Below are 25519 nucleotides of genomic sequence, written 5' to 3'. Positions count from 1 at the left end.
TTTGTGTGCGCCTGTTAGCTGTATCGGCTGGGGTTGAGGTTTTTTGCAGGGGGTAGGAGAAATATTTTTCAAGGGAGGCAGGAGTGTTTCAGTGGTGAAACACTCGTTAGCTAAAGCGCAGAACCTGTGGGAGCGGGCTTGCTCGCGAAGGCGGCGGTACAGTCAACAATGATGTTGCCTGACACACCGCTTTCGCGAGCAAGCCCGCTCCCACATGGATTTCTTTCTGCTGAGGATTGAGTCAGTCCTTGTCGGCCGCCACCCGCCACACCCGCGCAATATCACAGGCGCGCTCGCGCAACAAACGCGGCGCTTCGGCGCAGGCCTGCTCCAATGTCATCGGGCCGCTGGCCAAGGCAAAGGCCGCATCGATGCCATGCTCGTACAGCGCCTGATACCCCTCGCCCAAGGTGCCGGCGATGACGATGACCGGCACGCCGTGCTGGCGTGCAATGCGCGCCACGCCAAATGGGGTTTTGCCGCGCAACGTCTGGGCATCGAAACGACCTTCACCGGTGATCACCAGGTCGGCGCCTTTGACCGCCTCGGCCAGCCCCACCAGTTCGGCAACCACTTCCACCCCGGCCTGAAATTGCGCACCGAGAAACGCCTTGGCGGCAAACCCCAAGCCGCCCGCCGCGCCGCTGCCCGGTTCGTCGCGCACGTCTTTGTCCAGAGCTAGCGCGCAGAGTTCGGCAAAGTGGCCGAGGGCCTGGTCCAGTTGCTCGACCTGCTCGGGCGACGCACCTTTCTGCGGGCCGAAAATCGCTGAGGCACCATGAGGGCCGCACAGCGGATTATTGACGTCGGCGGCAATGTCGAAGCGCACCTTGGCCAGACGCGGATCGATCTCACTCAGATCGAGGCGGGCCAGTTGCGCCAAGGCCAGACCGCCCGGGATCAGGGTTTGGTCTTGAGCGTCCAGCAGCTTTACGCCCAAAGCTTGCATCGCTCCGGCGCCGCCGTCGTTGGTGGCGCTGCCGCCAATCGCCAGGATCACCCGTTGTGCGCCGGAATCCAGCGCGGCGCGGATCAATTCACCGGTGCCGTAGGTGCTGCTGGTGCAGGCATCGCGCAAGTTCGGCGGAACCCGTTGCAGGCCACTGGCCTCGGCCATTTCGATGATCGCGGTGTGACTGTGTGGCAACCAGCCCCACGCTGCATCGACCGTGGCGCCCAGCGGCCCACGAACATGGGTGCGGCGCAGTTCACCGTCACACGCGGCCAGAATCGATTCGACCGTGCCTTCCCCGCCGTCAGCCATCGGGCACTTGAGCAATTGTGCATCCGGCCAGACTTCGGCCAGTCCGAGCGCGATGGCATCAGCCACGCCTTGGGCGCTGAGGCTGTCCTTGAACGAGTCGGGGGCGATGACGATTTTCATGCGAATTCTCCAGTTCCAATGCGTCCATGCTGCCAGCCGCCATGAACAATAACGCCGGTCCGCTGCACAAGCAGGTATGAGGATTATTGTTCATTCCCACAAAACCCGGCGGGAGCGGCGTCGTTGTGCACCACCACAAATCACTGTGGGAGCGGGCTTGCTCGCGAAAGCGGTGGGTCAGGCAACATCAATGTTTATGTGCCGCCGTCTTCGCGAGCAAGCCCGCTCCCACAGTGATTTGTGTGACTCATGGGTTGACGTCTGTCTGGGGCAGGAGCTGGACGCCGAGGTAGAGCGCGAGCATCCCATCCAGTTTTAGCGGGTCGACGCCGCTGAGTTCGGCAATCCGCTCCATGCGATAACGCAGGCTGTTGCGATGGATACCCAAGGCATCGGCACAGGCCTGGCTCTGGCCGTCGTGTTCGCACCAACTGCGCAGCGTCGCCAGCAGTTGGCCGTTCCCATCCTTGGCGATGACTTTGCGCAGCGGGCGCAGCAGTTCATCCAGCGCATCGTCGTTGCGGTGCCGCCATAGCATCACCGGTAGCCGATAGCGGTTCAGGGTCAACAGGCGCGAATGCGGCAATACATCACGACCATAGGCCAACAAATCCCCGACCCGACGATAGCAGCTGCGCAGCCCCGACAATCCATCGGCCTGCCCGCCCACGGCAATGCGCAAAATATTCCAGCCGAGGCCATCGAGTTTCTCCAGCAGCCGATCATTTTCGATCGCAAGCGTCGCCGGTCGGCACCACAGCAACGAAGACTTGGCCGAACTCACGCACCAACTGTCCGGATAACGCGACATCAGCCAGGCGCTGAGCGCTTCGACGGTCTGACCCGGGCCGTGTTCCATACCTAACTCGAACAGGTACGGCACCCGCGTCAACTGCGGTTTGAGCCCCAGTTGCTGCGCTTCGTCCAGCAATCGCGGCGAATCCCCCGCCTCGCTGAGCAGCAACGCCAGCAGATCATCGCAACGCTGGCGCCGCCATTGCTGCTCGGCCTGCTGATTGCGCTGGCCCACCAGCATCTCGGCGGTCATGCGCACCAGTTCGGCGTAGGTGCGCAATTGCTCAGGCTCGCCGGTGATGCCCAGCACCCCAATCAAACGCTGATCGAGCAACAGCGGCAGGTTGATGCCTGGTTGCACGCCTTTGAGGTGAATCGCGGTTTGCGCGTCGATCTCCACCACGCGCCCGTTGGCCAACACCAATTGCGCGCCTTCGTGACGGGTGTTGATGCGCTCCGGTTCGCCGCTGCCGAGAATCAATCCTTGACTGTCCATGACATTGACGTTGTAGGGCAGGATGGCCATCGCCCGGTCGACGATGTCCTGAGCCAGGTCGTGATCGAGTTCGAACATAGCGCGGTTCCTTGAAAACGTGATGGAACGGGTTGGTCACCCGCACAGGCCTTGGTCATAAACCCTGTGCTCAGGCACAAAGACAACCACCCAAGGGGTGGCCGAGACTCACTGGGCGATCAACGTAACCCGTGCGTCGCAAAAAATCATAATAAAGAGAGAGCCCGCCATGTCACAGAGCGCCGCAGCTACCCTGGCCACCGCTGACGACAAAAACGCCGTCTACAAACGCATTACCCTGCGTTTGATCCCCTTCATTTTCATCTGCTACCTGTTCAACTACCTCGACCGGGTGAACGTCGGGTTTGCCAAACTGCAGATGCTCGACGCACTGAAATTCAGCGAAACCGTGTACGGCCTCGGTGCCGGGATTTTCTTCATCGGCTACGTACTCTGCGGCGTACCGAGCAACCTGGCCCTGACCAAATTCGGTCCGCGACGCTGGATCGCGCTGATGATGATCACTTGGGGCACGCTGTCGACTTGCCTGCTGTTCGTCACCACACCGACCGAGTTCTACACCCTGCGCCTGTTTACCGGTGCGGCCGAAGCCGGGTTCTTCCCGGGCGTGGTGCTTTATCTCTCGCAGTGGTTCCCGACGTTCCGTCGTGGCCGCATCATGGCGCTGTTCATGTCGGCGATCCCGGTGTCCGGCCTGCTCGGCAGCCCGTTTTCCGGCTGGATTCTCAACCACTTCGGCGCAGGCCAGGCCGGTTTGGCCGGTTGGCAGTGGATGTTCCTGCTGCAAGGCATTCCGACCATTATTCTCGGTGCCCTCGCCTACTTCCTGCTCAGCGACAGTTACGCCAACGCCAAGTGGCTGACCCCTTACGAGCGCTCGGTGCTTGAGGCCGATCACGCTGAAGACCTGGCCAGCAAACCGAAAACCGCTACCGATTCGCTGCTGGCGGTGTTCAAGAACCCGGTGATCTGGGCCTTCGGCCTGATTTATTTCTGCATCCAGAGCGGTGTCTATGCGATCAACTTCTGGCTGCCGTCGATCATCAAGAACCTCGGTTTCAGCGATAACCTGGTGATTGGTTGGCTCAGTGCGATTCCGTACCTGCTGGCGGCGGTGTTCATGTTGATGGTCGGCCGCTCGGCGGACCTGCGCAAAGAGCGTCGCTGGCATTTGGTGGTGCCGATGCTGATGGGCGCGGTGGGTCTGCTGATTGCGGTGAACTTCGCGGCCAACCCGGCCATTGCCATTCTCGGCCTGACCATCGCTACCATGGGCGCCCTCACCGGCTTGCCGATGTTCTGGCCAGTGCCGACCGCCATGCTTAGCGCTGGCGCGGCTGCCGGTGGGTTGGCGTTGATCAACTCCATGGGGCAGATGGCGGGTTTTCTTAGTCCGTATCTGGTGGGTTGGGTCAAGGACAGCACCGGGTCGACTGATACGGCGTTGTATCTGCTGGCGGGTGTGATTGTTTGTGGGAGTTTTTTGGCGTTGCGCATGACGCGGACGTTGCGGGTTTAAGGTTCTGCGAAAACAGAAAACGGCCCTTTCGGGCCGTTTAGATGATCGTTCCCACGCTCTGCGTGGGAATGCAGCCCGGGACGCTCTGCGTCCCTTCCGAGAGCTGGAACGCGGAGCGTCCCTTGAGGCATTCCCACGCAGAGCATGGGAACGATCACAGCGCTAGCCCTGCGGATCGAGGTTATCCAGCACTCGATTAACCGCCAGCTCACCGTTCATCACGACCTGTTGAATCCCGAGCATCGTGCTGCGATAGGGTTCGCCCACCAATGCGGCAAAATCACTGAGCATCACGCTTGCCGATTTCATGGATTCGCAGGCGTGGGCCAGCAAACTTTCCGAATCGACATCGGGCGCAACGATAAACATTTTGCTGGGTTTGCGGGCAGGCTTTTTGGGGGGCTTGAGGTAATGATCGAGGGCGCGGTCGGCGGCTTCGTTAAGTTTTTTTGAATTTAGGGATTCGTAGGGGGATGTCGGATCTGATTCCGGTGGATTGGGTGTTGGTTTGAACATGGATGGAACCTCTTACGTCATTTAGAAAGAAGCCATCACTCTCGCTACCAAACGAGGGTGGCGGCCATGCGCAGGTTGGTAGACCGGGACGTAAGAAAACCGGCGCGCTCGAAAGCGCCCTGTGCATGACCACCATATAGCAGAGTCGAAAAAACGCTGCCGATCATGATGCTTATGCACTTACGTCACCCCGGGGCTACCAAACCCCATCGCTGTTTTCAGCGACAGGGAAACGATACAGCCGGGGCACAAGGCGCACTAGCCGGCGGATTCTGGCGTAGTCGTAGGCAACGGCGCAAGGATGTGTAGCCTCTGAGAGCATCCCTCGACGCCATTTAAACATTGCTGTTTATTGCCACTTATCCAATGTGGGAGCGGGCTTGCTCGCGAAAGCGGTGTGTCAGGCAAAATTAATGTCGACTGACACGCCCTCTTCGCGAGCAAGCCCGCTCCCACAGGGGGATTGAGTCAATATTCCGATTGCTCCCAGTCACGGTTCTGGTATTTGATTAGGGCTTTCTGACCGGTAAAAGGATTTCGTCATGAGCTATCGCACGCTGGGTCATTCGGGTTTACAGGTGTCGACCCTCACATTGGGCACCATGATGTTCGGCGAACAGACCAGCACCGAAGATTCCCTGCGAATCATCGACAAGGCTTGGGACCAGGGCATCAATTTCATCGACACCGCGGACGTGTACACCAACGGCCGTTCCGAAGAGATCGTCGGCGAAGCGATTGCCGGCAACCGCCACGAATGGGTGCTGGCGACCAAGGTCGGTTTCGGCCCGGTGGACGGTGTGCCGAACCGCAGCGGCCTGAGCCGCAAGCATCTGTTCAACGGCATCGATGCCAGCCTGACGCGGTTGGGCACCGATTATCTGGACATCTATTACCTGCACCGCGAAGACCACGACACGCCGCTGGAAGTCACGGTGTCGGCCATCGGCGATTTGATCCGCCAAGGCAAGATCCGCTACTGGGGCCTGTCGAACTACCGTGGCTGGCGCATCGCCGAAGTGATTCGTATCGCCGACAAACTCGGTGTCGACAGGCCGGTCATCAGCCAGCCGCTGTACAACATCGTCAACCGTCAGGCGGAAACCGAGCAGATCACCGCTGCGCAAAACTATGGCCTCGGCGTGGTGCCTTATAGCCCGCTGGCGCGCGGCGTGCTCAGCGGCAAGTACGCACCCGACGTGACACCGGACGCCAACAGCCGCGCGGGACGTCAGGACAAACGCATTCTGGAAACCGAATGGCGGGTTGAGTCGCTGCGCATTGCCCAACAGATTCAGCAATACACTCAGGATCGTGGCGTGGGCATCGTCGAGTTTGCGATTGCCTGGGTGCTGAACAATGGCGCTGTGACTTCGGCCATCGTCGGGCCGCGGACTGAGCAACAGTGGGATGCATACACCAAGGCGCAGGCGGTGAAGATCACGACTGAGGATGAGGCGTTTATCGATTCGCTGGTGACGCCGGGGCATGCGTCGACACCGGGGTTCAATGATGTGAGCCATTTCGTGTCGGGGCGTAAACCGCGTACGGCTTGAGATTTATCGCGAGCATGCTCGCTCCCACAGGGTTTTGTGTGGACCGCAAATATTGCGTACAGCACCGGCCACATGTGGGAGCGAGCCTGCTCGCGATGGCAGTTTCACATTCAGCAGTGATGTTGGCGGGTAGTCCGCTTTCGCGGGCAAGCCCGCTCCCACAGGTTTTGTGCCGTTCTGCCGACTATGCTTTGGCTCAGATCCTGTGGGAGCTGGCTTGCCTGCGATAGCGATGCAACCTTCAACCACAATGTTGGAAATATTGATCATGCGGCCAATATTCAGCACAAAAACCACGTATCCTGCGCGGCCCGTTTGACCGTCAACCCGCGAGGGCAGTTTGTCTAAAGGTATCGCTTTATCGGTTTCAGCCTCGGTGTTGTTTGCCGTCATGTATTACTACACCTCGCTGCTCTCACCCTTGAGCGGCGTGGAGATTTTTGGTTGGCGGATGCTGCTGACCGCGCCGTGCATGACTGTGTTCATGGTGGTGTCCGGTGAATGGAAGCGCGTGGTCGAGATTGTTCGGCGGCTGGCTGGCAAGCCGAAGCTGATTGTCGGCCTGATTGGCTCTGCAGTGCTGTTGGGCCTGCAACTCTGGTTGTTCATGTGGGCACCGCTCAACGGTTATAGCCTCGACGTGTCGCTGGGATATTTCCTGTTGCCGCTGTCCATGGTCTTGACCGGGCGAATTGTCTATGGCGAGCGCCTTTCTTACCTGCAAAAAATAGCCGTGTTTTTCGCCAGCCTCGGCGTGCTCAACGAGTTGTATCAGGTCGGCGGTTTTTCCTGGGCGACCTTGCTGGTGGTGGTCGGCTATCCGATTTATTTCATCCTGCGCAAGCGCCTGGCCACGGACAACCTTGGCGGGCTCTGGCTGGACATGGCCTTGATGCTGCCGGTGGCGTTCTGGTTCGTGCAGGGCGGTGAGCAAGGCTTTGGCGTCTTCGACCAGCATCCGTGGCTGTCGCTGTTGATCCCGATACTCGGGGTGATCAGTGCGTCGGCACTGGTGGTCTACATCATTGCCAGCCGTTTGCTGCCGTTCAGCCTGTTCGGGTTGTTGAGTTACGTCGAGCCGGTGCTGTTGCTCGGCGTCGCGTTGCTGTTGGGGGAAAGCATCAAGCCCGGCGAATGGCTGACCTACATTCCGATCTGGCTGGCGGTGCTGGTGTTGGTGTTTGAAGGGTTCAAGCATCTGGTCCGGCAACGACGCCGGCCGATGTAATTGTAATTGTAGGAGCGAGGCTTGCCCGCGAAGAGGATCTTGAAGACGCTAAAAGCTTCGCGGGCAAGCCTCGCTCCTACAACGGTTTTGTGTGATCCAAAATGGTTTTCGTGATCCAGAATAGTTTTGCGTGATCCGAAAATGGTTTTGCATGATCCAAAAAAAAGCCCGGCCAGCATTGCTGCTGACCGGGCTTTCTTACATCTGAAACGGCTTAATCGGTGGAGAGCACACCCCGACGAACCTGATCACGTTCGATGGATTCGAACAGTGCCTTGAAGTTGCCTTCGCCAAAACCATCGTCGCCTTTACGCTGGATGAATTCGAAGAACACCGGGCCCATCAGGGTTTCCGAGAAGATCTGCAGCAGCAGACGCTTGTCGCCCGACTCGGACGAACCGTCCAGCAAAATGCCCCGCGCTTGCAATTCGTTGACCGGCTCACCGTGGTTCGGCAAACGGCCTTCGAGCATTTCGTAGTAGGTGTCTGGCGGCGGCGTCATGAAGCGCATGCCGATGCTTTTAAGGTGATCCCAGGTCTTGATCAGGTCATCGGACAGGAAGGCCACGTGCTGGATGCCCTCGCCGTTGAACTGCATCAAGAATTCTTCGATCTGCCCGGCGCCCTTGGACGACTCTTCGTTCAGCGGGATACGGATCATGCCGTCCGGAGCAGTCATGGCCTTGGAAGTCAGGCCGGTGTATTCGCCTTTGATATCGAAGTAACGGATTTCGCGGAAGTTGAACAGCTTCTCGTAGAAGTTGGCCCAGTAAGCCATGCGACCGCGATACACGTTGTGAGTCAGGTGATCGATGATCTTCAGGCCGGCCCCGACCGGGTTGCGGTCCACGCCTTCGATGAATACAAAGTCGATGTCATAGATCGAACTGCCTTCGCCGAAACGGTCGATCAGGTACAGCGGCGCGCCGCCGATGCCTTTGATCGCCGGCAGGTGCAGTTCCATCGGACCGGTTTCGATGTGGATCGGTTGGGCGCCGAGTTCCAGGGCACGCTTGTAGGCTTTTTGCGAATCCTTGACGCGGAACGCCATGCCGCACACCGACGGACCGTGCTCGGCCGCGAAGTACGACGCCACGCTGTTGGGTTCGTTGTTGAGGATCAGGTTGATAGCGCCCTGGCGATACAGGTGCACGTCTTTGGAACGGTGGGTCGCGACCTTGCTGAAGCCCATGATCTCGAAGATCGGCTCCAGGGTGTTAGGGGTCGGCGATGCGAATTCGATGAACTCAAAGCCCATCAGGCCCATTGGGTTTTCGTATAAATCTGCCATTTTGGCGCCTCATCATTTCTTATCAATTAACGGATCGTTAGTTGCTAGCAATGCTGAGACCGGCGGGTGGCGCGCAGGAGATGCCCCGCACGCTGCGGGCGAGGAAGTCACCGTAGATCAATTGAAACCCAAATATCTTCATTGTCGACCCAAGGCTATTACGGGCGAGGCTTCTGCTGCCAGAAGACGATTATTCTTATATGCGTAACCAGATTCTACACAGCGTAAATCGGTTGTCCATCCTTCTTATAAAATCCCCCTTTTCGCAGCCTGTGCAAGCGGTTTGTTGCACAGGAAAATCCCCGCCAGGATCAGCCCGCCGCCCAGGCACATCACCAGGGTCAATTGCTCGCCCAGCAACAACGCGCCAAAAAGAACGGCGGTGAGCGGGTTCAAGGCGATGAACACACCCGAGCGCGTCGCACCGATTTTGCGGATACCGTCGTAATAACCAATATAGGCCAATGCCGAACCCAGCACGCCCAGGTACATCAGGCTCAACCATTGTTGCGTGCCGAGTTCGGCCAGCGCCGCGACACTCAGCTCACCACGCACGGCACTGGTCACCCAGAGCATCAGCGTGCCCAATAGAATCGAGTAAGTCACTGTCTGCACTGGCCCGAGCGTTTGATTCAGGCCTTTGGAGAACAGCGAATAAATCCCCCAACCGAGCACGCAGCCGAAGATCAACAGATCGCCGATCCAGGCATCAGTACCGCCGGCCAGCAATTGCGGATTGCGACTGACGATCACCAGACTGGCGCCGGCAATACAGATCGCGATACCGGCCACTTTCGCCCCACTCAGTCGCTCCTTGAACAACAGCCACGACGCCAGGCCGATCACCGCCGGATTCAACGCCACGATCAACGACGCCCGTGACGCGTTGATGTAATGCAGCCCATAAAAGAAGCACAGGTTGTAGAAGAAGATTCCGAAAAAACCCAGTAGCGACAGTTGCAGCCATTGCCGAGGGCTGGGCCGCACCAAAGGCACACGCGCCAGCAACAGAAACAGTAGCAACGCCACGCTCGCCAGCAAGAACCGCAGGCTCGCGGCCAATAACGGGCTGAGGCTGTCGGCCAGAAATCGCCCGGCAACGAACGTTCCGCCCCAGATCATGGTGACCGCTGCCAGTTTCAGATAAACCGGTACATCCGAAGAACTCGCCAAGGTCTGTTCACACGTAGTCATAAGTCTCCACCATCAGAAATCGGGCACATGGCGTATCATTCGACTAATGCCCGATCATCGTAAAATGAGTAAATGCTCATGACCCTGACTCAACTCGAGATTTTCTCGCTGGTGGCCGAACTGCGCGGCTTCACGGCGGCGGCCCATCGTTTGGAGATTTCCCAATCCGCGGTGTCCCACGCGCTCAAGTCCCTGGAACAGGAATTGGGCGTCGAACTGTTGCGCCGGCATCAGTCCCAGGTGGAGCTGAGTGACATCGGCCAGCAGCTATTGCTGCGCGCTCGGGCGATGCTCGGGCTGGCCAACACGTTGCGCCAGGAAGCGGCCGATGCCCGAGGAATGAAACGCGGCACCCTGCGCATTGGCTCGTTCGGTCCGACTTCATCGATCAAACTGCTGCCGAGAATCCTGCAGCATTACCGCGCCGCACACCCAGGCATCGAGGTTCATATCGACGAAGGCCCGGATCGCCAGGTAATCCAGTGGCTGGAAGAACGGCGTATCGATATCGGCTTTGTGGTGTTGCCCCAAGAACGTTTCGACACTTTCAAGCTGATCGAGGACCAGATGGTCGCACTGCTGCCTGCCGGCCATGCGCTGGCCGGTCACGACAGTTTGAGTTTGAGCGATTTGTGCCACGACCCTTTTGTGCTGACCGAAGCCGGGTCTTCGGAACTGGTGTCGCGCTTATTCAATGCGGCGCGATTGACGCCGAACATTCGCTATCGCTGCTCGCAGTTGCTCAGCACGCTGGACACCGTCGGCCGTGGCGATGCCCTGACCGTTGTCGCCGAAGGCTCATTGCCTGACGACAACGACAGCCGCTACGTGAAAAAACCCCTGTCGCCACCCATCAGCCGCCAGGTCGGTCTGGCGGTGCTCGATCAGCGTCAGTCATCACCCGCGACACTGGCCTTTATCAAACTGGCTTCGAGCCTGAATGATCATTGAACGGCATAAGTGCTGTCGGCCAACTATCATGGCTGAACTCGTTTGGAAGGCGCGTCGTCCTGCCAGTCGTTGAGAGCCCTCTTTTATCGCGATGGATTTGCGAATGCCACTGAACGTCAAAAGTCGCCGCAAGCGCGGCACCCGGATCGCTGTGACTGTTTTGAGCGGATTGCTTCCGGTGTTGTTGGGGCTCGCCATTCTCTATCTGCAGGCTGAACGTACCCTCAAGCAAAGTACTGAACTGACTGGCGAAGAAGCCATTCGCCAATTCGAACTGATGCTCGACAACACCGCCCAAGCGGCGCAAGAGCTACTGCCGCTGGCCGGCCAAAACTGCAACGACGTCAAACTGGCCCTGCGTGAACAAGTCACCCGCCGGCCGTTCGTGCGCTCGACCAACCTTGTGTGGGACAACAACCTCTATTGCAGTTCGTTGTTCGGTGAATATCAGGAAAAGATCATTCCCGGCGACTACACCCAAGGCCAGCTATGGCTTATGAGCGGCAATCCGGTCACGCCCAATACTGCGTTGTTGGTGTATCGGCTGAGCGAAGGAAGCCGGGGCGCATTGTCCACCCTGGACGGTTATCACCTGAGTAACGTGCTGCGCCTGATTGGACGCCAAACATTATTGTTGCTGCAAGTCGGCCCTCACTGGTTGTCCGCCGATGGCCAAGTCCACGACAACGCCCTGCCCATCTTGCCGGTGGCGCAAAACACCCTGACGTCTGCGCGATATGCCTTCACGGTGGCCGCCGGCTTCCCCGAAGGAGAGACTTGGCGTTACATGCGCAGTGAGTACCCGCCGCTGTTCAGTCTGCTGATGTTCTTCGGCGTGGTATCGGGCTCGATCGGGCATGTCCTGCAGAAGCGTTCGACGTCGCCCAGTCGTGAAATGCAGCGGGCACTGGAGGCAGCAGAGTTCATTCCTTACTTTCAGCCCGTGGTGCATGGCGACAATAAGCAGTGGTCCGGCGCCGAAGTATTGATGCGTTGGCAACATCCCAAGGAAGGCCTGGTGCGCCCTGATCTGTTCATCCCGTTTGCCGAACATTCCGGGCTGATCGTGCCGATGACTCGCTCCTTGATGAAACAGACCGCCGCATGGCTGGCACCCTTGTCGGCATCGTTCGAGGGGCCATTTCACATCGGCATCAACATCACCGCCAGTCACTGCCGGGATCTGGAACTGGTCGAGGACTGCCGCGAATTCCTCAGCACTTTCGCCCCGGGCAGCATCAACCTGGTACTGGAGCTGACCGAACGCGAACTCATCGAGCCGACAGCCATCACCCTGCAATTGTTCGAACAGCTTCACGGGTTGGGCGTGATGATTGCGATCGATGACTTCGGCACTGGCCACTCAAGCCTGGGTTATTTACGTCAGTTCAACGTGGATTTCCTGAAGATCGATCAGAGCTTTGTCGCCATGATCGGTGTCGACGCCCTCTCCCGGCACATTCTGGACAGCATCATTGAGCTCTCGGCCAAGCTCGATCTGGGTATCGTCGCCGAAGGCGTGGAAACGGCGGAACAAAGTGACTATCTGACAGCCCACGGCGTGAACTTTCTACAAGGTTATCTGTTTGGCCGACCGATGCCCGGTGCAGAATTCATTAGAGCATTAAGTGATCATTAACTAACCACTTTTAAGCATCGAAGCCACGAAGATGCGCACCAAATTGAATCAAGAGACTACTCTTGTTACATGAAGAAAAAGTCAGGATTTACTCTTGGCCAATTAACTACTACAATTTTTCACACCTGAGCAGAACTGGCAGGTGCGCCATTATCACCGAGTCGCTTCAAGGCTCTTGGCTTATAGCTTTGTTTGCGGTTGGTATCAGCCAAACACACTATTGGAGTAAAGATATTGTCCAGACTCGCTGAATTCCGTGCAGCTGAAAAGGCCCTTCAAGAACAGCTCAAGCAGTTGGAATCGCTGAAGAACGATGCCGGGCTCAAGAAAGAAATCGAATTCGAAGAAAAGCTCCAGGGGCTGATGAAGACCTACGGCAAGAGCTTGCGCGACATCATCGCCATCCTCGATCCGAACCCTGCGAAATCCGGCCTGCAGCAGGCAACAGCACCTAAAACCCGCCGCGCTCGCGTGGTCAAGGTCTATCAGAACCCGCACACCGGTGAACTGATTGAAACCAAGGGCGGCAACCACCGCGGCCTGAAAGCCTGGAAGGAACAATACGGCGCCGCTACCGTTGATTCCTGGCTGCGAGCCTAAGCACTCATGGTCATAAGAAAAGCCCTGCCAATGCAGGGCTTTTTCATGGATGGCGTCTAAATGTAACGATAGTCGTCGATCAACTCGTTACATATCGCTCAACTTTATGCTTAATCCCTTTGGCTATCTAAAAAATGCCGAACACGCTGAAATCTACTGATACGCAAACCTAAAATTAAAGTTTCAAGCTGTTTCGAGCAGCCGCTATGTCGTCCTGACTTGCCTTATAAACCTCTGCCTGCCCCGCATAGGAAAGAACATAGGCATTATCGGCGTCTACCGCAGCGACCAATGTTTGAGACAGCACATGTCGACCATTCTGCGTAATCGTGCAGGTAGTTTCCAGCGCCGATAGCCGGCTCAACGTAGTCTCGTGAATTTTGGTGCAGACGCTCTGATACCCGCCCTGGAAAAAGTCCTTCTGCACTGACTTGCGCATTTCCAGCAATACACCCTGAAGGTTCACCTGGTGACCGTTTTCTACCTGAGTCATGGTCAACTCCATCACCATCACCGGCGTACCATCCTGGTCGTTTTTTACCGCGCGCTGCCGGGAAACCTGCGGTTTGGCCTCGTCTTGTGGAACGACCTCGACGGTCCATCCGTTTGGCCAGGTCATGACCGGAGACTCTGCATAAGCAGGGGTAACTCCTGAAAGCAGATACATCAGGACGAACATCGATTGACAGAATCGGATCATTGCAATGAACACTCACGAATTGAGCCGTAAAGTCTGAGCCTCGCCTGACTGTCAGGCAAGCATGCGGTTTTGGTTTGGCGATGCCGGAGCCCTTGCGTATCATTGTGAGTATTCTTAGCCCCATACATTGTCGGAGGGCCCATGAGCCTGCACGAACTCAATACATTTCCCGGCGTGACCGCCCAGCCCGACACCGCCACCCAGAAGTTCGTCTTCAACCACACCATGTTGCGAGTCAAGGACATCACCCAGTCGCTGGATTTCTACACCCGCGTCCTGGGTTTTTCGCTGGTGGAAAAACGCGACTTCCCGGAAGCCGAGTTCAGCCTGTATTTCCTGGCGCTGGTCGATAAAAACCAGATCCCGGCCGATGCCGCGGCTCGCACCGAGTGGATGAAATCGATCCCCGGCATTCTCGAGCTGACTCACAATCACGGCACCGAGAACGACGCGGATTTCGCTTATCATAATGGCAACACTGACCCACGCGGCTTCGGCCACATCTGCATATCGGTGCCAGACATTCGCGCCGCATGCGAGCGCTTCGAAGCGCTGGGCTGCGATTTCCAGAAGCGCCTGAACGACGGCCGCATGAAGAGCCTGGCCTTCATCAAAGACCCGGATGGTTACTGGGTCGAGATCATTCAGCCTGCACCGATGTAAGCCCCACCGCAGAACTGATCGTTCCCACGCTCTGCGTGGGAATGCCTCAACGGACGCTCCGCGTTCGGTTCTGGAAGGGACGCGGAGCGTCCGGGCTGCACTCCCACGCAGAGCGTGGGAACGATCAGACACAAAAAACCCCATGATCACTCATGGGTTTTTTTGTTTTCAGGGGTGGCGTTTATGCAGGTGCCGAGGTGCGGATCAAGTGATCGAATGCGCTCAGGGAAGCCTTGGCGCCCTCGCCCACCGCAATAACGATCTGCTTGTACGGCACGGTGGTCACGTCACCGGCCGCGAACACCCCGGGCATCGACGTTTCACCACGGGCATCGACGATGATCTCACCGCGCGGCGACAGTTCGATGGTGCCTTTGAGCCAATCGGTGTTAGGCAACAGACCGATCTGCACGAAGATCCCTTCCAGCTCGACAGTGCGCAACTCGTCCGACTGACGATCCTTGTAGCGCAGGCCGTTGACCTTTTGACCATCGCCGGTCACTTCAGTGGTTTGCGCACTGGTGATCACGGTGACGTTCGGCAGGCTGTGCAACTTGCGCTGCAACACCGCGTCGGCGCGCAGTTGTACGTCGAATTCCAGCAAGGTCACGTGGGACACGATACCGGCCAGGTCGATGGCCGCTTCGACGCCGGAGTTACCGCCGCCGATCACCGCCACACGCTTGCCTTTGAACAGCGGACCATCACAGTGCGGGCAGTACGCCACGCCCTTGTTGCGGTATTGCTGCTCACCCGGAACGTTCATTTCACGCCACCGGGCGCCGGTCGCCAAAATCACGGTTTTGGCTTTCAACGAGGCACCGCTGGCGAAATGGATTTCGTGCAGTTCGCCATTTTTGCCCGGCACCAGTTTGTCGGCGCGTTGCAGGTTCATGATGTCCACGTCGTACTGCTTTACGTGCTCTTCCAGCGCCACGGCCAGTTTCGGCCCTTCGGTTTCCTGCACGGAGATGAAGTTCTCGATGGCCATGGTGTCGAGCACCTGGCCACCAAAACGTTCCGCCGCCACACCGGTGCGAATGCCTTTGCGAGCAGCGTAGATCGCCGCCGAAGCGCCGGCTGGGCCACCGCCGACGACCAATACATCGAAGGCGTCCTTGGCACTGATTTTCTCGGCCTGGCGCTCGATGCCACTAGTGTCGATTTTGGCGAGGATCTCTTCCAGACCCATGCGGCCCTGGCCGAAGTTGACGCCGTTCAGGTAAATACTTGGCACGGCCATGATCTGGCGCTCGTCGACTTCAGCCTGAAACAACGCGCCGTCGATGGCGACGTGGCGGATGTTCGGGTTCAGCACAGCCATCAGGTTCAGCGCCTGGACCACGTCCGGGCAGTTCTGGCAGGACAGCGAGAAGTAAGTCTCGAAGTTGAACACGCCTTTGAGCGAGCGGATCTGTTCGATCACCTCAACGCTGGCCTTCGAAGGGTGGCCACCGATTTGCAGCAGGGCCAGCACCAAGGACGTGAATTCGTGGCCCATCGGGATACCGGCGAAACGCAGGCTGATGTCGGCCCCTGGGCGGTTGATCGAGAACGATGGTTTACGTGCATCGTTACCGTTGTCGAGCAACGTAATCTGGGTGGAAAGACTGGCAACGTCTTTGAGTAATGCGAGCATTTCCTGGGATTTCGCACCGTCGTCGAGGGAGGCAACGATCTCGATCGGCTGGGTGACCCGTTCCAGGTACGATTTCAACTGGGCTTTAAGATTGGCGTCCAACATACGGGCGATTTCCATGTATTTGATAAAAAAGTCGAAAAAAAACGCCCGAGCGAATCTCGCCCGGGCGTTTTTTAAGGGCGGTGCAGCTTACTTAGGAGGTGCGGAGTGCCGCCCTGATGAAGCGCGTCACAGACTTAGATCTTGCCGACCAGGTCCAGGGACGGAGCCAGCGTGGCCTCGCCTTCTTTCCACTTGGCTGGGCAAACCTGGCCTGGGTGAGCAGCAACGTACTGAGCAGCCTTGATTTTGCGCAGCAGCTCGGAAGCGTCACGACCTACACCGCCGTCGTTCAGTTCAACGATTTTGATCTGGCCTTCAGGGTTGATCACGAAGGTGCCACGGTCAGCCAGACCAGCTTCTTCGATCAGCACGTCGAAGTTGCGGGAGATAGCGTGAGTCGGGTCGCCGATCATGGTGTACTGGATTTTGCCGATGGCTGGCGAAGTGTTGTGCCAGGCAGCGTGGGCAAAGTGGGTATCGGTGGAAACGCTGTAGATCTCGACGCCCAGTTTCTGGAACGCGTCGTAGTTGTCAGCCAGGTCTTCCAGTTCGGTCGGGCAAACGAAGGTGAAGTCGGCTGGATAGAAGAACACGACAGACCACTTGCCTTTCAGGTCAGCGTCCGACACTTTTACGAAGTCGCCATTTTTGAAGGCGTCAGCTTTGAACGGTTTAACTTGGCTGTTGATGATAGGCATCGATGACTCTCCGTCAGGGGTTAAGAAGTTGATGGGGTGAATCCTACCCACCCGATCGCCGGTTGGCTCATTGGCAAACCTGATGCTGCTGATTGGTTTTCGCTATTAGCCGACAGTATTAATAGAAGAAAACGTGATCTAGAGGGCCAACGGCTTTTCAGCGATTCGGGTCATCCCGATAAACGGGCTGGATTCAACATAGCGCATGGCCGACTTCATATCCTTCCAGCCCACGTAATTCATCAACGACTTCAAATCCCAACCGCTCTGATGAGCCCAGGTGGCAAAGCCACGCCGCAAGGAGTGACTGGTGTAGTGCTCGGCCGCAATACCGGCGCGTTCCAGTGCCTGACGCAATAACGGAATCACGCTATTGGCATGCAGGCCCTCCTCGCTCAAATGGCCCCAGCGGTCGATACCCCGGAACACCGGCCCGCGAACCAATGCTGCTTCGGTGATCCATTGGATATAGGCCTGCACCGGACACAAGCGCTGCAAGGCTGGCGTCTGGTACGTCTGGCCGAGGTTCTCGCGGTCGCTCTTGCTGCGAGGCAGGTAGAGGGTGATGCCTGAGCCGGCGCTGGCCCGCACATGTTCAATCTGCACGCGGCACAACTCATCGCTACGGAAACCGCGCCAAAAGCCCAACAGAATTAACGCTGTGTCGCGCCTGGCTCGCAGCAAACCCGGTTGATCGCCCTGCGCCTTGGCGGTTTGCGCTTCCTGCTCCAGCCAGGCCACCACTTGTTCCAGGTGCTGAAGCTGCAATGGCTCGGCCTGTTTCTCCTGCGCCGGGTGCAGCGCGCGAATGCCCTTGAACACTTTGCGCACCACGGGTGCCTTGGTGGGATCGGCGAACCCCTGACTGTTGTGCCATTGCGCCAACGCGGACAAGCGCAACTTCAAGGTGTTGATCGACAGCACACCTGCGTGGGCCACGAGATAGCGGGCCACGCTATCGCCGGTCGCTGGCAGGAATCCGCCCCAACTGACTTCGAAATGCTCGATGGCCGCGCGATAGCTGCGACGAGTGTTGTCGCGCGTGGCGGCTTGCAGGTAGCGATCCAGTTCGGTCATGGGCTCAGTTCTCGAAAACGTACCGCTCTGGCGGGTGAAACCCGAATTACAGCGCATCACACGGGGTAATACCAGTATATCCCGCATGAAAAATCGCAAGATTTTAACTTTTTTCTTGTCGTGGTACATTACGCATATTAGTGGCACGTACCACAGTATCAAATCGTAGGAGAACACATGGCACGTGGCGGCGTAAACAAGGCACTGGTACAGGCGGCACGCTCAGCAATCCTTGCCCGGGGCGAACACCCGAGCATCGATGCGGTGCGGATAGAGATGGGCAATACCGGTTCAAAAACCACAATCCATCGCTATATGAAGGAACTCGATGACGGCGCCGAGCCCGAGCAAGCACCTTCCGAGCCTATCGATGATGAACTGACAAGCCTGGTGTCGCGCTTGGCGCAACGCCTGAAAGAACAGGCGCAAGAACCCATCGACCAGGCACGCGCACAGTTCGAGCAACAACGAAAAGAGCTGGAAACCCAACTGCATGAGGCCGGCTTGGCCAATACCGAATTGCAGCAGCAATACGAAATTCAAAGCCTGGCGCTTACCCAGGAATCGGCAGAACTGCATGACATCCGCTCCATGCTGCAAAGCGAGCAAACCCGCAACGCCGGGCTGAACCAGGCGTTGGCAGATTTCGAATTACGCTTGCAGGACAAGGACGAGCAGATCCGCTCACTGGAAGAAAAGCACCTACACGCCCGCGAGGCACTGGAACACTACCGCAATGCCGTCAAGGACCAGCGCGAACAGGAGCAGCGCCGCCACGAAGGTCAGGTGCAGCAGATTCAGATGGAGTTGCGTCAGGCGCAGCAAAGCGCACTGGTACGCCAGGATGAAATCACCCAACTGCATCGCGACAACGAGCGCTTGCTGACGGAAAACCGCGGAACGCTGCGCGAGTTGAGCCTGTCGCAAGAGCAACTCAAGCACACCAACAGCCGACAAGATCAGCTGCTGGAACAGGTCAACCGCATCGACAGCGAACGCACCCTCCTCCAGGAACGCTTGCGCACTGCCTTGCTGGAAAGCCAGTCACTCAAGCAGAACATCGATGAACAGTCGCACATCAACAAAGCGCTGGAAGTTGAACTGATCAAGTTGCAGGCAAGCCTGGATGAAAGTGTGCGTCAGGCCGCTGTCGTTGCGACAGGGCCCAACGCATCAGCTTCGCGCAAGGACAATTAACCCGCGACTGGCGTACGCATGGTGACGAACTCTTCGGCGGCGGTCGGATGCACGCCGATGGTTTCGTCGAAATCACGCTTGGTCGCGCCCGCCTTCAGAGCAATTGCCAACCCCTGAACAATCTCGCCGGCCTCCGGGCCAACCATGTGGCAGCCCAAGACTTTGTCAGTCTTGGCGTCCACCACCAGCTTCATCAAGGTGCGTTCCTGGCATTCGGTCAGGGTCAGCTTCATCGGCCGGAAACGGCTTTCGAAGATCACCACATCGTGCCCGGCCTCTCGCGCCTCTTCTTCGGTCAGGCCGACAGTGCCGATGTTCGGCAAGCTGAACACGGCGGTCGGGATCATCTTGTAATCCACCGGGCGATATTGCTCTGGCTTGAACAAACGCCGCGCCACAGCCATGCCTTCGGCCAGCGCGACCGGTGTCAATTGCACCCGACCGATTACATCGCCAAGGGCCAGGATCGATGGCTCTGCGGTTTGATATTGCTCATCGACCTCGACAAAACCTTTCTTGTCGAGTTTGACGCCGGTGTTTTCCAGCCCCAGGTTGTCGAGCATCGGACGCCGGCCGGTGGCGTAGAACACGCAGTCCGCCTCCAGTACGCGACCATCCTTGAGCGTGGCTTTCAGGCTGCCATCGGCTTGCTTGTCGATGCGCTCGATGTCGGCATTGAATTGCAGGTCCATGCCGCGCTTGGTCAGTTCTTCCTGCAAATGTTTGCGCACCGCACCGTCGAAGCCGCGCAGGAACAGATCACCGCGATACAGCAGCGTGGTCTGGGCACCTAGCCCGTGGAAAATCCCGGCAAACTCCACCGCAATGTAGCCGCCACCGACCACCAGAACGCGCTTGGGCAGCTCTTTAAGGAAGAACGCCTGGTTGGAACTGATCGCGTGCTCGTGCCCCGGAATCTCCGGGATCTGCGGCCAGCCACCGGTAGCAATCAGGATGTTCTTGGCGGTGTAGCGTTTGCCATCGAACTCGACGGTATGCGGATCGACGATTTTCGCGTGGCCTTCATGCAAGGTCACACCGCTGTTGACCAGCAGATTGCGATAGATGCCGTTCAGGCGATTGATCTCGCGATCCTTGTTGGCAATCAGCGTCGCCCAGTCGAACTTCGCCTCACCCGGGGTCCAGCCGAAGCCTTGCGACTGCTCGAAGTCTTCGGCGAAGTGCGCTCCATAGACCAGCAATTTTTTTGGCACGCAGCCGACGTTCACACACGTACCGCCCAGATAGCGGCTCTCGGCCACGGCAACTTTCGCACCAAAACCGGCCGCAAACCGCGCAGCCCGCACACCGCCGGAACCGGCACCAATCACATAAAGGTCAAAATCGTAGGCCATTTCTATTCTCCTCGGCAGGCCACCAGCATACCTGCGGGCGCCCTTTGGGCAAGCGTTGACAACTATGTGGGGCCGGAAAATGAAAAAGCCACCCGAAGGTGGCTTTTCAGTACAAGCAGCTCAGGCGCTATCAGTAAGCCTTGCCAGTCTTGTAGAAGTTCTCGAAGCAGAAGTTGGTCGCGTCGATGTAGCCTTCGGCGCCACCGCAGTCGAAACGCTTGCCCTTGAACTTGTAGGCCATGACGCAGCCGTTTTGCGCCTGTTTCATCAGGGCGTCGGTGATCTGGATTTCGCCGCCCTTGCCTGGCTCGGTTTGTTCGATCAGGTCGAAGATGTCCGGGGTCAGGATGTAACGGCCGATGATCGCCAGGTTCGACGGTGCATCTTCAGGCTTTGGTTTTTCAACCATGCTGTGAACGCGGTAGATGTCGTCGCGGATCATCTCACCGGCAATCACGCCGTACTTGTGAGTTTCTTGCGGATCGACTTCCTGAATGGCAACGATCGAGCAGCGGAACTGCTTGTACAGCTTGACCATCTGGGTCAGTACGCCGTCGCCTTCCAGGTTTACACACAAGTCATCCGCCAGTACCACGGCGAACGGTTCGTCGCCGATCAGCGGGCGGCCAGTCAGAATCGCGTGGCCCAGGCCTTTCATTTCGGTCTGGCGAGTGTAAGAGAACGAGCACTCGTCGAGCAGCTTACGGATGCCGACCAGGTATTTTTCCTTGTCGGTGCCCTTGATCTGGTTTTCCAGCTCATAGCTGATGTCGAAGTGGTCTTCCAGGGCGCGCTTGCCGCGACCGGTGACGATGGAGATTTCGGTCAACCCGGCATCCAGTGCTTCTTCGACGCCGTACTGGATCAGTGGCTTGTTTACCACCGGCAGCATTTCTTTGGGCATGGCTTTAGTCGCTGGCAGGAAGCGAGTACCGTAACCGGCTGCTGGGAACAAGCATTTCTTGATCATATAAGTCCTTGAAAGGGCTGTGTGTACGAGTTTCGGCGCAGTCTAATCAGGCGGCGTGCACCTTACAATGCCCCGCGCTGGCTAACCGCTGCCATCATAGAGAAATAAACCGGCGAATAGTTCAATCGGCTTCCGGTTCGACGGATCGAGCGGTCCCACTCTACGCCCATGAGCGCCGTTTGCGTGCATTTGACGTATTATGGCCGCCTTGATCCCGCCAACGAGGCAGTTATATGTCGGCAGCACAAAACGCAAACGGTTATTCGGTCAGCCAGGACGAGGAAGGTCAGTGGTGGATAGTCAATTACCACGGCGAACAGGTCGCCGGCCCATTGCCCAGCAAGGCGATGGCGGTGGAAGTGGCTGCGGTGTTCCAGGACGACCGCTCTGCCCCGGCCGCGCCCCGTGAAGCAGCGCCAGCTCGGAGCCCCCGCCGCAAGAAATGACCAGGACCGGCCCCGGCAAATGCCGTTCGAGCATTGAACGGGGACTCGGTGATGTGTTTATCTGTACCGAAATGGCCATTCGCTATACCCTCGCGCCAGCCCTTCCCCTCCCGATGACTGATTCCATGAAAACGATACTGGCGCTGTTTGCAGTTCTGGCCTTGGCGGGCTGTGCCTCGGCTGAAAAAACCTACTTGGACAATGGTGAACAGGGGCTGACCATCGATTGCTCCGGTGAGGCCAATTCCTGGGCCACCTGCTACGAAAAAGCCGATGCCTCTTGCGCCGGCACCGGCTATCGGATTGTCGGTACCGACGGCACACCGTCGCCCCAGGAAAGCGACAAGACCCTGGGCGTCGACGTCGGCAACTACAAAAATCGCAGCGTGGTAGTGGTCTGCAAATAGGGCATCTTGTCCCAATGCCGAAACCTGTGGGAGCGGGCTTGCTCGCGAAAGCGGTGGATCAGGCAACTTCAATGTTTACTGTGCCGCCCTCTTCGCGAGCAAGCCCGCTCCCACATGGATTGCGCTTAACTGACTGGCATTGGCCCCTGCCCTACATATGGATTTCGGCGAATTTGATCCCGAGCCCGCGCACGGTCTCGATCAAATCGTCAAGGCGACTGAAGGACTCGACTTCATCATTGTCATCCACCAGGAAAAAACTGCGCCCGGCGCTTTTCTTGAAAAACACGATCCACTCCCCCGGGTTCGCCGGGTTCTGAATCACGTGGGTGGCAGAGATATGACCCTCTGCATGGCGCTCCCGCACCTGCTCTCGCTTCATGCTTACTAAACTCCAGAAATGACAATGCCGTCAAAGCGCGACTTTGACGGCATCGATGCTGACTCGGAGTAGTTTATCAGCCGGATATGCACGCGGTGGCAGCATTACGCACATCCCATGGGCGTAAAGGCACATTGGAGATGCGCTCATGCAGCTTGATGCTGCTGCCGCTGGAGCGGTCTTCAATTTCAAATACCGCTGCCGGCCCCGACGAGAACTTCTGCGGCACGATAACCCGCACGCCGTCCTTGTGCGGCTCGACTTGCAGGGCACCACGGCTATCGGCCAGTTTTTCGACCAGGCACTGCGCGTACTCTTGGGGTTTTTTGCCTGAAATCACGCTCATAGTGGGCAACGACTCATTGATGTCCGAGACACTCGCACATCCACCCACTGCCAATGCCAACGGCATGACCAGAACACCCCACTTCATACAAAACCTCCAATAAAGACTTTCCGACAGTTCAAATACAGGTTTTCTCCGAGGCTCACTGCTTTTATCGCTCATAGAATTCCGGATAACTGTTTTTAATTGTCAAAGCGCACCCCGACAGCCGGATAATAACCTGTTCGGGCTGATAAACTGCGCCAATCGCCCATGCTATCGTTTTGATTTTGTAGAAAAAGCCCTTCTGGAGGCGCCTCATGAAATTTATCCACCAGCGCGAGCACCTCAACGAAGACGACATCGTCGTCATCCAGTGCTCCCAAATGTGCAACATCCGCTTGATGAACGACGCCAATTTCCGCAGTTTCAAGAATGGCGGCCGTCATACCTACCACGGCGGCGCATTCGACACCTTCCCGGCCCGGATCACTGCGCCGAGCACCGGTTTCTGGAACATCACCATCGATATGGTCACCCGCCGGCCGATCAGCGTGACCCGCAAACCGACCCTGACGCACTCGATCAAAATCATCCGCCGCTCCAGCTCGAAACTGAGCTGAGCCCATACGAAAACAGGCAGGTATGACCGTGGCTCAGACGACCAAGTACGTCATCAAATACAAACTCAACGGCGAGCGCCGCTTCGAATTCGCCCAGCTTGAAAACGGCACCGAAGAAGAAGCCAAGGCTGCACTGGACGTTATTCATGGTCAGACTGAAGATGTCATCAGCGAGATCAGTGTGAGCAAAGCGCTGTAAAGCGATCTGGAGCGACAACATGGACGTCTGCTCCCCTTTCAAATTCGACCGCAAGCGCCGGAGTGTCCACTCCCGCAACGCTCACTAAACTGGCCGCCTCGACCTTTTGGTCAAGGAGTCAGAACCCTTGTTTACCGACCCGATTCACAACGACGCCCTCGACTGGGCCCTACTTGCGCAGCTACTCGATCAGGATGGCTGCGCAGTCATCAGGTCGTTTTTAAGCCCTGAGACCTGCGATGAAATAAGCGCCCTGTACGACCGGCCCGAACCCTTTCGCTCGAAAGTGGTGATGGCTCGCCACGGTTTTGGCCGTGGTGAGTACAAGTACTTCAAGTACCCGCTGCCGGATCCGGTCGCCCGGTTGCGTAGCGCGCTCTACCCTCAACTGGTTCCAATCGCCAATCGCTGGTACGAATCGATGGACCTGCCGACCCGCTTCCCCGAATCGCACGAAGCGTTTCTACAACGCTGTCATGCCGCCGGTCAGGAACGCCCGACACCTTTGTTGCTGCAATACGGCCCGCAGGATTACAACTGTTTGCATCAGGATCTGTACGGCGAACACGTTTTCCCGCTGCAAGTGGCGATTCTTCTGTCAGAACCGGGGGAAGATTTCACCGGCGGCGAGTTTGTGCTGACCGAACAACGTCCACGGATGCAGTCGCGCCCGCAAGTCATCGGCCTGAAGAAAGGCGACGCGTTGATTTTTGCCGTGAATCAGCGCCCGGTAAAAGGTGTTCGCGGCTACTACCGAGTGACCATGCGTCACGGGGTGAGTCGCCTGCACAGTGGAAAACGGCATACCCTTGGAATCATCTTTCACGATGCGCTATGACCCCATGAGCCCGATCACCCTCGATTTGTTTGCCGATGCCGAGCCCGAGCAACAACCCAGGCGCGAGCAAATCGGCGAACAATCCTACGTGCTTAGAGGCTTTGCCCTGCCCTGGCTCGATCGATTGCTGCCGGCGCTGGAGGCGGTTCTGGCTGCAGCCCCTTTTCGGCAGATGGTCACACCCGGCGGCTTTACGATGTCGGTGGCGCTGAGCAGTTGCGGCACTTGGGGCTGGACCACCGACCGTAGCGGCTACACGTACACTCGCAACGATCCGCAGACTGGCGACCCTTGGCCCGAAATGCCCGAGGTGTTTTTCGAACTGGCGCAAGCGGCGGCGCGAGAGGCAGGGTTTATCGATTTCGTACCGGATTCCTGCCTGATCAACCGCTATATTCCCGGTGCCAGGATGTCGTTGCATCAGGACAAAGACGAAGGCTCCTACGCGGCGCCCATCGTGTCGGTATCCTTGGGGTTGCCGGCGACGTTTCTGTTTGGTGGCTTCGAACGCAGCGCCAAAAGCCAACGCGTGTCGCTGTTGCACGGCGACATCGTGGTCTGGGGTGGCGTGGACCGTTTGCGTTATCACGGCGTATTGCCGATCAAGGAGGGTTATCACCCTCAGTTGGGCGAACAGCGGATCAACTTCACCTTTCGTACCGCGGGATGAAACCGTTAAATTCGACC

The 25519-nt window shown here is 57.7% G+C and carries 27 protein-coding genes; 14 read left to right on the top strand and 13 right to left on the bottom strand.

What is annotated here, in order from left to right:
• Nucleotides 1-241 precede the first annotated feature (241 nt).
• Entirely contained in the window at nt 242-1384 is a 1143-nt protein-coding gene (locus AB4O41_RS01425; protein WP_460145879.1) for a glycerate kinase, read from the bottom strand.
• Nucleotides 1385-1631: 247 nt separating this feature from the next.
• A complete protein-coding gene (locus tag AB4O41_RS01420) occupies nt 1632-2753 on the bottom strand; it encodes a sugar diacid recognition domain-containing protein (protein ID WP_460145878.1) in 1122 nt (373 codons plus the stop codon).
• Between the two features lie 169 nt (nt 2754-2922).
• On the opposite strand from AB4O41_RS01420, the gene AB4O41_RS01415 reads away from it, so the two are divergent.
• Nucleotides 2923-4233 carry an MFS transporter gene (locus tag AB4O41_RS01415; RefSeq protein ID WP_460145877.1) on the top strand — a complete coding sequence of 437 codons (1311 nt, stop codon included), beginning with the start codon at nt 2923-2925 and terminating at the stop codon, nt 4231-4233.
• Between the two features lie 162 nt (nt 4234-4395).
• On the opposite strand, the gene AB4O41_RS01410 is transcribed toward AB4O41_RS01415, so the two are convergent.
• Entirely contained in the window at nt 4396-4749 is a 354-nt protein-coding gene (locus AB4O41_RS01410; protein ID WP_460145876.1) for a DUF6124 family protein, read from the bottom strand.
• 542 nt (nt 4750-5291) lie between these two features.
• On the opposite strand from AB4O41_RS01410, the gene AB4O41_RS01405 reads away from it, so the two are divergent.
• Together AB4O41_RS01405 and rarD are read left to right on the top strand one after the other, a co-directional pair.
• Nucleotides 5292-6305 (top strand): aldo/keto reductase, encoded by a 1014-nt coding sequence (locus AB4O41_RS01405; RefSeq protein WP_460145875.1) that lies wholly within the window; start codon nt 5292-5294, stop codon nt 6303-6305.
• A gap of 340 nt (nt 6306-6645) precedes the next feature.
• Nucleotides 6646-7533, top strand: a complete 888-nt coding sequence (rarD, locus tag AB4O41_RS01400) for an EamA family transporter RarD (protein ID WP_460145874.1) — start codon at nt 6646-6648, stop codon at nt 7531-7533.
• Between the two features lie 214 nt (nt 7534-7747).
• Here rarD and hppD read toward each other — a convergent pair whose 3' ends face one another.
• Both hppD and AB4O41_RS01390 read right to left on the bottom strand, forming a co-directional pair.
• Nucleotides 7748-8824, bottom strand: coding sequence for a 4-hydroxyphenylpyruvate dioxygenase (hppD, locus tag AB4O41_RS01395; protein ID WP_008012875.1), 1077 nt, complete (start codon nt 8822-8824; stop codon nt 7748-7750).
• A gap of 246 nt (nt 8825-9070) precedes the next feature.
• Nucleotides 9071-10018: a DMT family transporter gene (locus AB4O41_RS01390; RefSeq protein WP_460145873.1), complete on the bottom strand. Its 948-nt coding sequence runs from the start codon at nt 10016-10018 to the stop codon at nt 9071-9073.
• A gap of 78 nt (nt 10019-10096) precedes the next feature.
• Between AB4O41_RS01390 and AB4O41_RS01385 the strand changes: the two genes are divergently transcribed.
• The 3 genes from AB4O41_RS01385 to AB4O41_RS01375 all read left to right on the top strand — a co-directional run bounded on the left by AB4O41_RS01385 (nt 10097) and on the right by AB4O41_RS01375 (nt 13208).
• The gene (locus AB4O41_RS01385; RefSeq protein WP_460145872.1) at nt 10097-10969 is read left to right on the top strand and encodes a LysR family transcriptional regulator; all 873 of its coding nucleotides are present in this window, start codon (nt 10097-10099) and stop codon (nt 10967-10969) included.
• 103 nt (nt 10970-11072) lie between these two features.
• The gene (locus AB4O41_RS01380) at nt 11073-12608 is read left to right on the top strand and encodes an EAL domain-containing protein (protein ID WP_460145871.1); all 1536 of its coding nucleotides are present in this window, start codon (nt 11073-11075) and stop codon (nt 12606-12608) included.
• 234 nt (nt 12609-12842) lie between these two features.
• Complete coding sequence (locus AB4O41_RS01375; protein ID WP_253422880.1) at nt 12843-13208, top strand: histone-like nucleoid-structuring protein, MvaT/MvaU family; 366 nt, start codon at nt 12843-12845, stop codon at nt 13206-13208.
• 175 nt (nt 13209-13383) lie between these two features.
• Here AB4O41_RS01375 and AB4O41_RS01370 read toward each other — a convergent pair whose 3' ends face one another.
• Entirely contained in the window at nt 13384-13908 is a 525-nt protein-coding gene (locus tag AB4O41_RS01370; RefSeq protein WP_460148245.1) for a DUF4946 domain-containing protein, read from the bottom strand.
• Between the two features lie 141 nt (nt 13909-14049).
• On the opposite strand from AB4O41_RS01370, the gene gloA reads away from it, so the two are divergent.
• Entirely contained in the window at nt 14050-14571 is a 522-nt protein-coding gene (gloA, locus tag AB4O41_RS01365) for a lactoylglutathione lyase (RefSeq protein WP_030131431.1), read from the top strand.
• 181 nt (nt 14572-14752) lie between these two features.
• Here the strand turns inward: gloA and ahpF are convergent, their stop codons facing one another.
• The 3 genes from ahpF to AB4O41_RS01350 form a co-directional block, all read right to left on the bottom strand.
• The gene (gene ahpF / locus AB4O41_RS01360; protein WP_460145870.1) at nt 14753-16315 is read right to left on the bottom strand and encodes an alkyl hydroperoxide reductase subunit F; all 1563 of its coding nucleotides are present in this window, start codon (nt 16313-16315) and stop codon (nt 14753-14755) included.
• 134 nt (nt 16316-16449) lie between these two features.
• Entirely contained in the window at nt 16450-17013 is a 564-nt protein-coding gene (ahpC, locus tag AB4O41_RS01355; protein WP_007975937.1) for an alkyl hydroperoxide reductase subunit C, read from the bottom strand.
• Between the two features lie 138 nt (nt 17014-17151).
• Complete coding sequence (locus AB4O41_RS01350; RefSeq protein ID WP_460145869.1) at nt 17152-18090, bottom strand: site-specific integrase; 939 nt, start codon at nt 18088-18090, stop codon at nt 17152-17154.
• Between the two features lie 177 nt (nt 18091-18267).
• Between AB4O41_RS01350 and AB4O41_RS01345 the strand changes: the two genes are divergently transcribed.
• Nucleotides 18268-19287 (top strand): DNA-binding protein, encoded by a 1020-nt coding sequence (locus AB4O41_RS01345; protein WP_460145868.1) that lies wholly within the window; start codon nt 18268-18270, stop codon nt 19285-19287.
• Here AB4O41_RS01345 and gorA read toward each other — a convergent pair.
• Together gorA and galU are read right to left on the bottom strand one after the other, a co-directional pair.
• A complete protein-coding gene (gorA, locus tag AB4O41_RS01340) occupies nt 19284-20642 on the bottom strand; it encodes a glutathione-disulfide reductase (protein ID WP_460145867.1) in 1359 nt (452 codons plus the stop codon). The genes AB4O41_RS01345 and gorA overlap by 4 nt on opposite strands.
• 130 nt (nt 20643-20772) lie before the next feature.
• Entirely contained in the window at nt 20773-21612 is an 840-nt protein-coding gene (gene galU, locus AB4O41_RS01335; protein ID WP_007900040.1) for a UTP--glucose-1-phosphate uridylyltransferase GalU, read from the bottom strand.
• A gap of 233 nt (nt 21613-21845) precedes the next feature.
• Here galU and AB4O41_RS01330 point away from each other — a divergent pair, with 233 nt between their 5' ends.
• Together AB4O41_RS01330 and AB4O41_RS01325 are read left to right on the top strand one after the other, a co-directional pair.
• Nucleotides 21846-22058, top strand: coding sequence for a hypothetical protein (locus AB4O41_RS01330; protein WP_460145866.1), 213 nt, complete (start codon nt 21846-21848; stop codon nt 22056-22058).
• Between the two features lie 125 nt (nt 22059-22183).
• On the top strand, nt 22184-22465 hold the full coding sequence (locus tag AB4O41_RS01325) for a hypothetical protein (RefSeq protein WP_095053888.1): 282 nt from the start codon (nt 22184-22186) through the stop codon (nt 22463-22465).
• Nucleotides 22466-22616: 151 nt separating this feature from the next.
• Here the strand turns inward: AB4O41_RS01325 and AB4O41_RS01320 are convergent, their stop codons facing one another.
• Together AB4O41_RS01320 and AB4O41_RS01315 are read right to left on the bottom strand one after the other, a co-directional pair.
• Nucleotides 22617-22847 carry a hypothetical protein gene (locus AB4O41_RS01320; RefSeq protein WP_007935641.1) on the bottom strand — a complete coding sequence of 77 codons (231 nt, stop codon included), beginning with the start codon at nt 22845-22847 and terminating at the stop codon, nt 22617-22619.
• Between the two features lie 76 nt (nt 22848-22923).
• Entirely contained in the window at nt 22924-23280 is a 357-nt protein-coding gene (locus AB4O41_RS01315; protein ID WP_460145865.1) for a hypothetical protein, read from the bottom strand.
• A gap of 212 nt (nt 23281-23492) precedes the next feature.
• Between AB4O41_RS01315 and AB4O41_RS01310 the strand changes: the two genes are divergently transcribed.
• The 4 genes from AB4O41_RS01310 to alkB all read left to right on the top strand — a co-directional run bounded on the left by AB4O41_RS01310 (nt 23493) and on the right by alkB (nt 25502).
• Nucleotides 23493-23795 carry a DUF1883 domain-containing protein gene (locus AB4O41_RS01310; protein WP_123358511.1) on the top strand — a complete coding sequence of 101 codons (303 nt, stop codon included), beginning with the start codon at nt 23493-23495 and terminating at the stop codon, nt 23793-23795.
• Nucleotides 23796-23823: 28 nt separating this feature from the next.
• Nucleotides 23824-23994 carry a hypothetical protein gene (locus AB4O41_RS01305; protein ID WP_162232616.1) on the top strand — a complete coding sequence of 57 codons (171 nt, stop codon included), beginning with the start codon at nt 23824-23826 and terminating at the stop codon, nt 23992-23994.
• Nucleotides 23995-24121: 127 nt separating this feature from the next.
• Complete coding sequence (locus AB4O41_RS01300; RefSeq protein WP_460145864.1) at nt 24122-24832, top strand: 2OG-Fe(II) oxygenase; 711 nt, start codon at nt 24122-24124, stop codon at nt 24830-24832.
• Nucleotides 24822-25502: a DNA oxidative demethylase AlkB gene (gene alkB, locus AB4O41_RS01295; protein WP_460145863.1), complete on the top strand. Its 681-nt coding sequence runs from the start codon at nt 24822-24824 to the stop codon at nt 25500-25502. The genes AB4O41_RS01300 and alkB overlap by 11 nt, the downstream gene beginning before the upstream one ends.
• Nucleotides 25503-25519: the final 17 nt, after the last annotated feature.

The organism is Pseudomonas sp. S2_A02 (assembly GCF_054668495.1).
The sequence above is the reverse complement of the archived record's forward strand: the minus strand, read 5'-3'. Positions and strand labels throughout refer to the sequence as shown.

What these genes read in the sequence shown, in the direction of transcription:
- AB4O41_RS01425 (WP_460145879.1), bottom strand. Translation starts at nt 1,384, where the DNA reads ATGAAAATCGTCATCGCCCCCGACTCGTTCAAGGACAGCCTCAGCGCC.
- AB4O41_RS01420 (WP_460145878.1), bottom strand. Translation starts at nt 2,753, where the DNA reads ATGTTCGAACTCGATCACGACCTGGCTCAGGACATCGTCGACCGGGCG.
- AB4O41_RS01415 (WP_460145877.1), top strand. Translation starts at nt 2,923, where the DNA reads ATGTCACAGAGCGCCGCAGCTACCCTGGCCACCGCTGACGACAAAAAC.
- AB4O41_RS01410 (WP_460145876.1), bottom strand. Translation starts at nt 4,749, where the DNA reads ATGTTCAAACCAACACCCAATCCACCGGAATCAGATCCGACATCCCCC.
- AB4O41_RS01405 (WP_460145875.1), top strand. Translation starts at nt 5,292, where the DNA reads ATGAGCTATCGCACGCTGGGTCATTCGGGTTTACAGGTGTCGACCCTC.
- hppD (WP_008012875.1), bottom strand. Translation starts at nt 8,824, where the DNA reads ATGGCAGATTTATACGAAAACCCAATGGGCCTGATGGGCTTTGAGTTC.
- AB4O41_RS01390 (WP_460145873.1), bottom strand. Translation starts at nt 10,018, where the DNA reads ATGACTACGTGTGAACAGACCTTGGCGAGTTCTTCGGATGTACCGGTT.
- AB4O41_RS01385 (WP_460145872.1), top strand. Translation starts at nt 10,097, where the DNA reads ATGACCCTGACTCAACTCGAGATTTTCTCGCTGGTGGCCGAACTGCGC.
- AB4O41_RS01380 (WP_460145871.1), top strand. Translation starts at nt 11,073, where the DNA reads ATGCCACTGAACGTCAAAAGTCGCCGCAAGCGCGGCACCCGGATCGCT.
- AB4O41_RS01370 (WP_460148245.1), bottom strand. Translation starts at nt 13,908, where the DNA reads ATGATCCGATTCTGTCAATCGATGTTCGTCCTGATGTATCTGCTTTCA.
- gloA (WP_030131431.1), top strand. Translation starts at nt 14,050, where the DNA reads ATGAGCCTGCACGAACTCAATACATTTCCCGGCGTGACCGCCCAGCCC.
- ahpF (WP_460145870.1), bottom strand. Translation starts at nt 16,315, where the DNA reads ATGTTGGACGCCAATCTTAAAGCCCAGTTGAAATCGTACCTGGAACGG.
- ahpC (WP_007975937.1), bottom strand. Translation starts at nt 17,013, where the DNA reads ATGCCTATCATCAACAGCCAAGTTAAACCGTTCAAAGCTGACGCCTTC.
- AB4O41_RS01350 (WP_460145869.1), bottom strand. Translation starts at nt 18,090, where the DNA reads ATGACCGAACTGGATCGCTACCTGCAAGCCGCCACGCGCGACAACACT.
- AB4O41_RS01345 (WP_460145868.1), top strand. Translation starts at nt 18,268, where the DNA reads ATGGCACGTGGCGGCGTAAACAAGGCACTGGTACAGGCGGCACGCTCA.
- gorA (WP_460145867.1), bottom strand. Translation starts at nt 20,642, where the DNA reads ATGGCCTACGATTTTGACCTTTATGTGATTGGTGCCGGTTCCGGCGGT.
- galU (WP_007900040.1), bottom strand. Translation starts at nt 21,612, where the DNA reads ATGATCAAGAAATGCTTGTTCCCAGCAGCCGGTTACGGTACTCGCTTC.
- AB4O41_RS01330 (WP_460145866.1), top strand. Translation starts at nt 21,846, where the DNA reads ATGTCGGCAGCACAAAACGCAAACGGTTATTCGGTCAGCCAGGACGAG.
- AB4O41_RS01325 (WP_095053888.1), top strand. Translation starts at nt 22,184, where the DNA reads ATGAAAACGATACTGGCGCTGTTTGCAGTTCTGGCCTTGGCGGGCTGT.
- AB4O41_RS01320 (WP_007935641.1), bottom strand. Translation starts at nt 22,847, where the DNA reads ATGAAGCGAGAGCAGGTGCGGGAGCGCCATGCAGAGGGTCATATCTCT.
- AB4O41_RS01315 (WP_460145865.1), bottom strand. Translation starts at nt 23,280, where the DNA reads ATGAAGTGGGGTGTTCTGGTCATGCCGTTGGCATTGGCAGTGGGTGGA.
- AB4O41_RS01310 (WP_123358511.1), top strand. Translation starts at nt 23,493, where the DNA reads ATGAAATTTATCCACCAGCGCGAGCACCTCAACGAAGACGACATCGTC.
- alkB (WP_460145863.1), top strand. Translation starts at nt 24,822, where the DNA reads ATGCGCTATGACCCCATGAGCCCGATCACCCTCGATTTGTTTGCCGAT.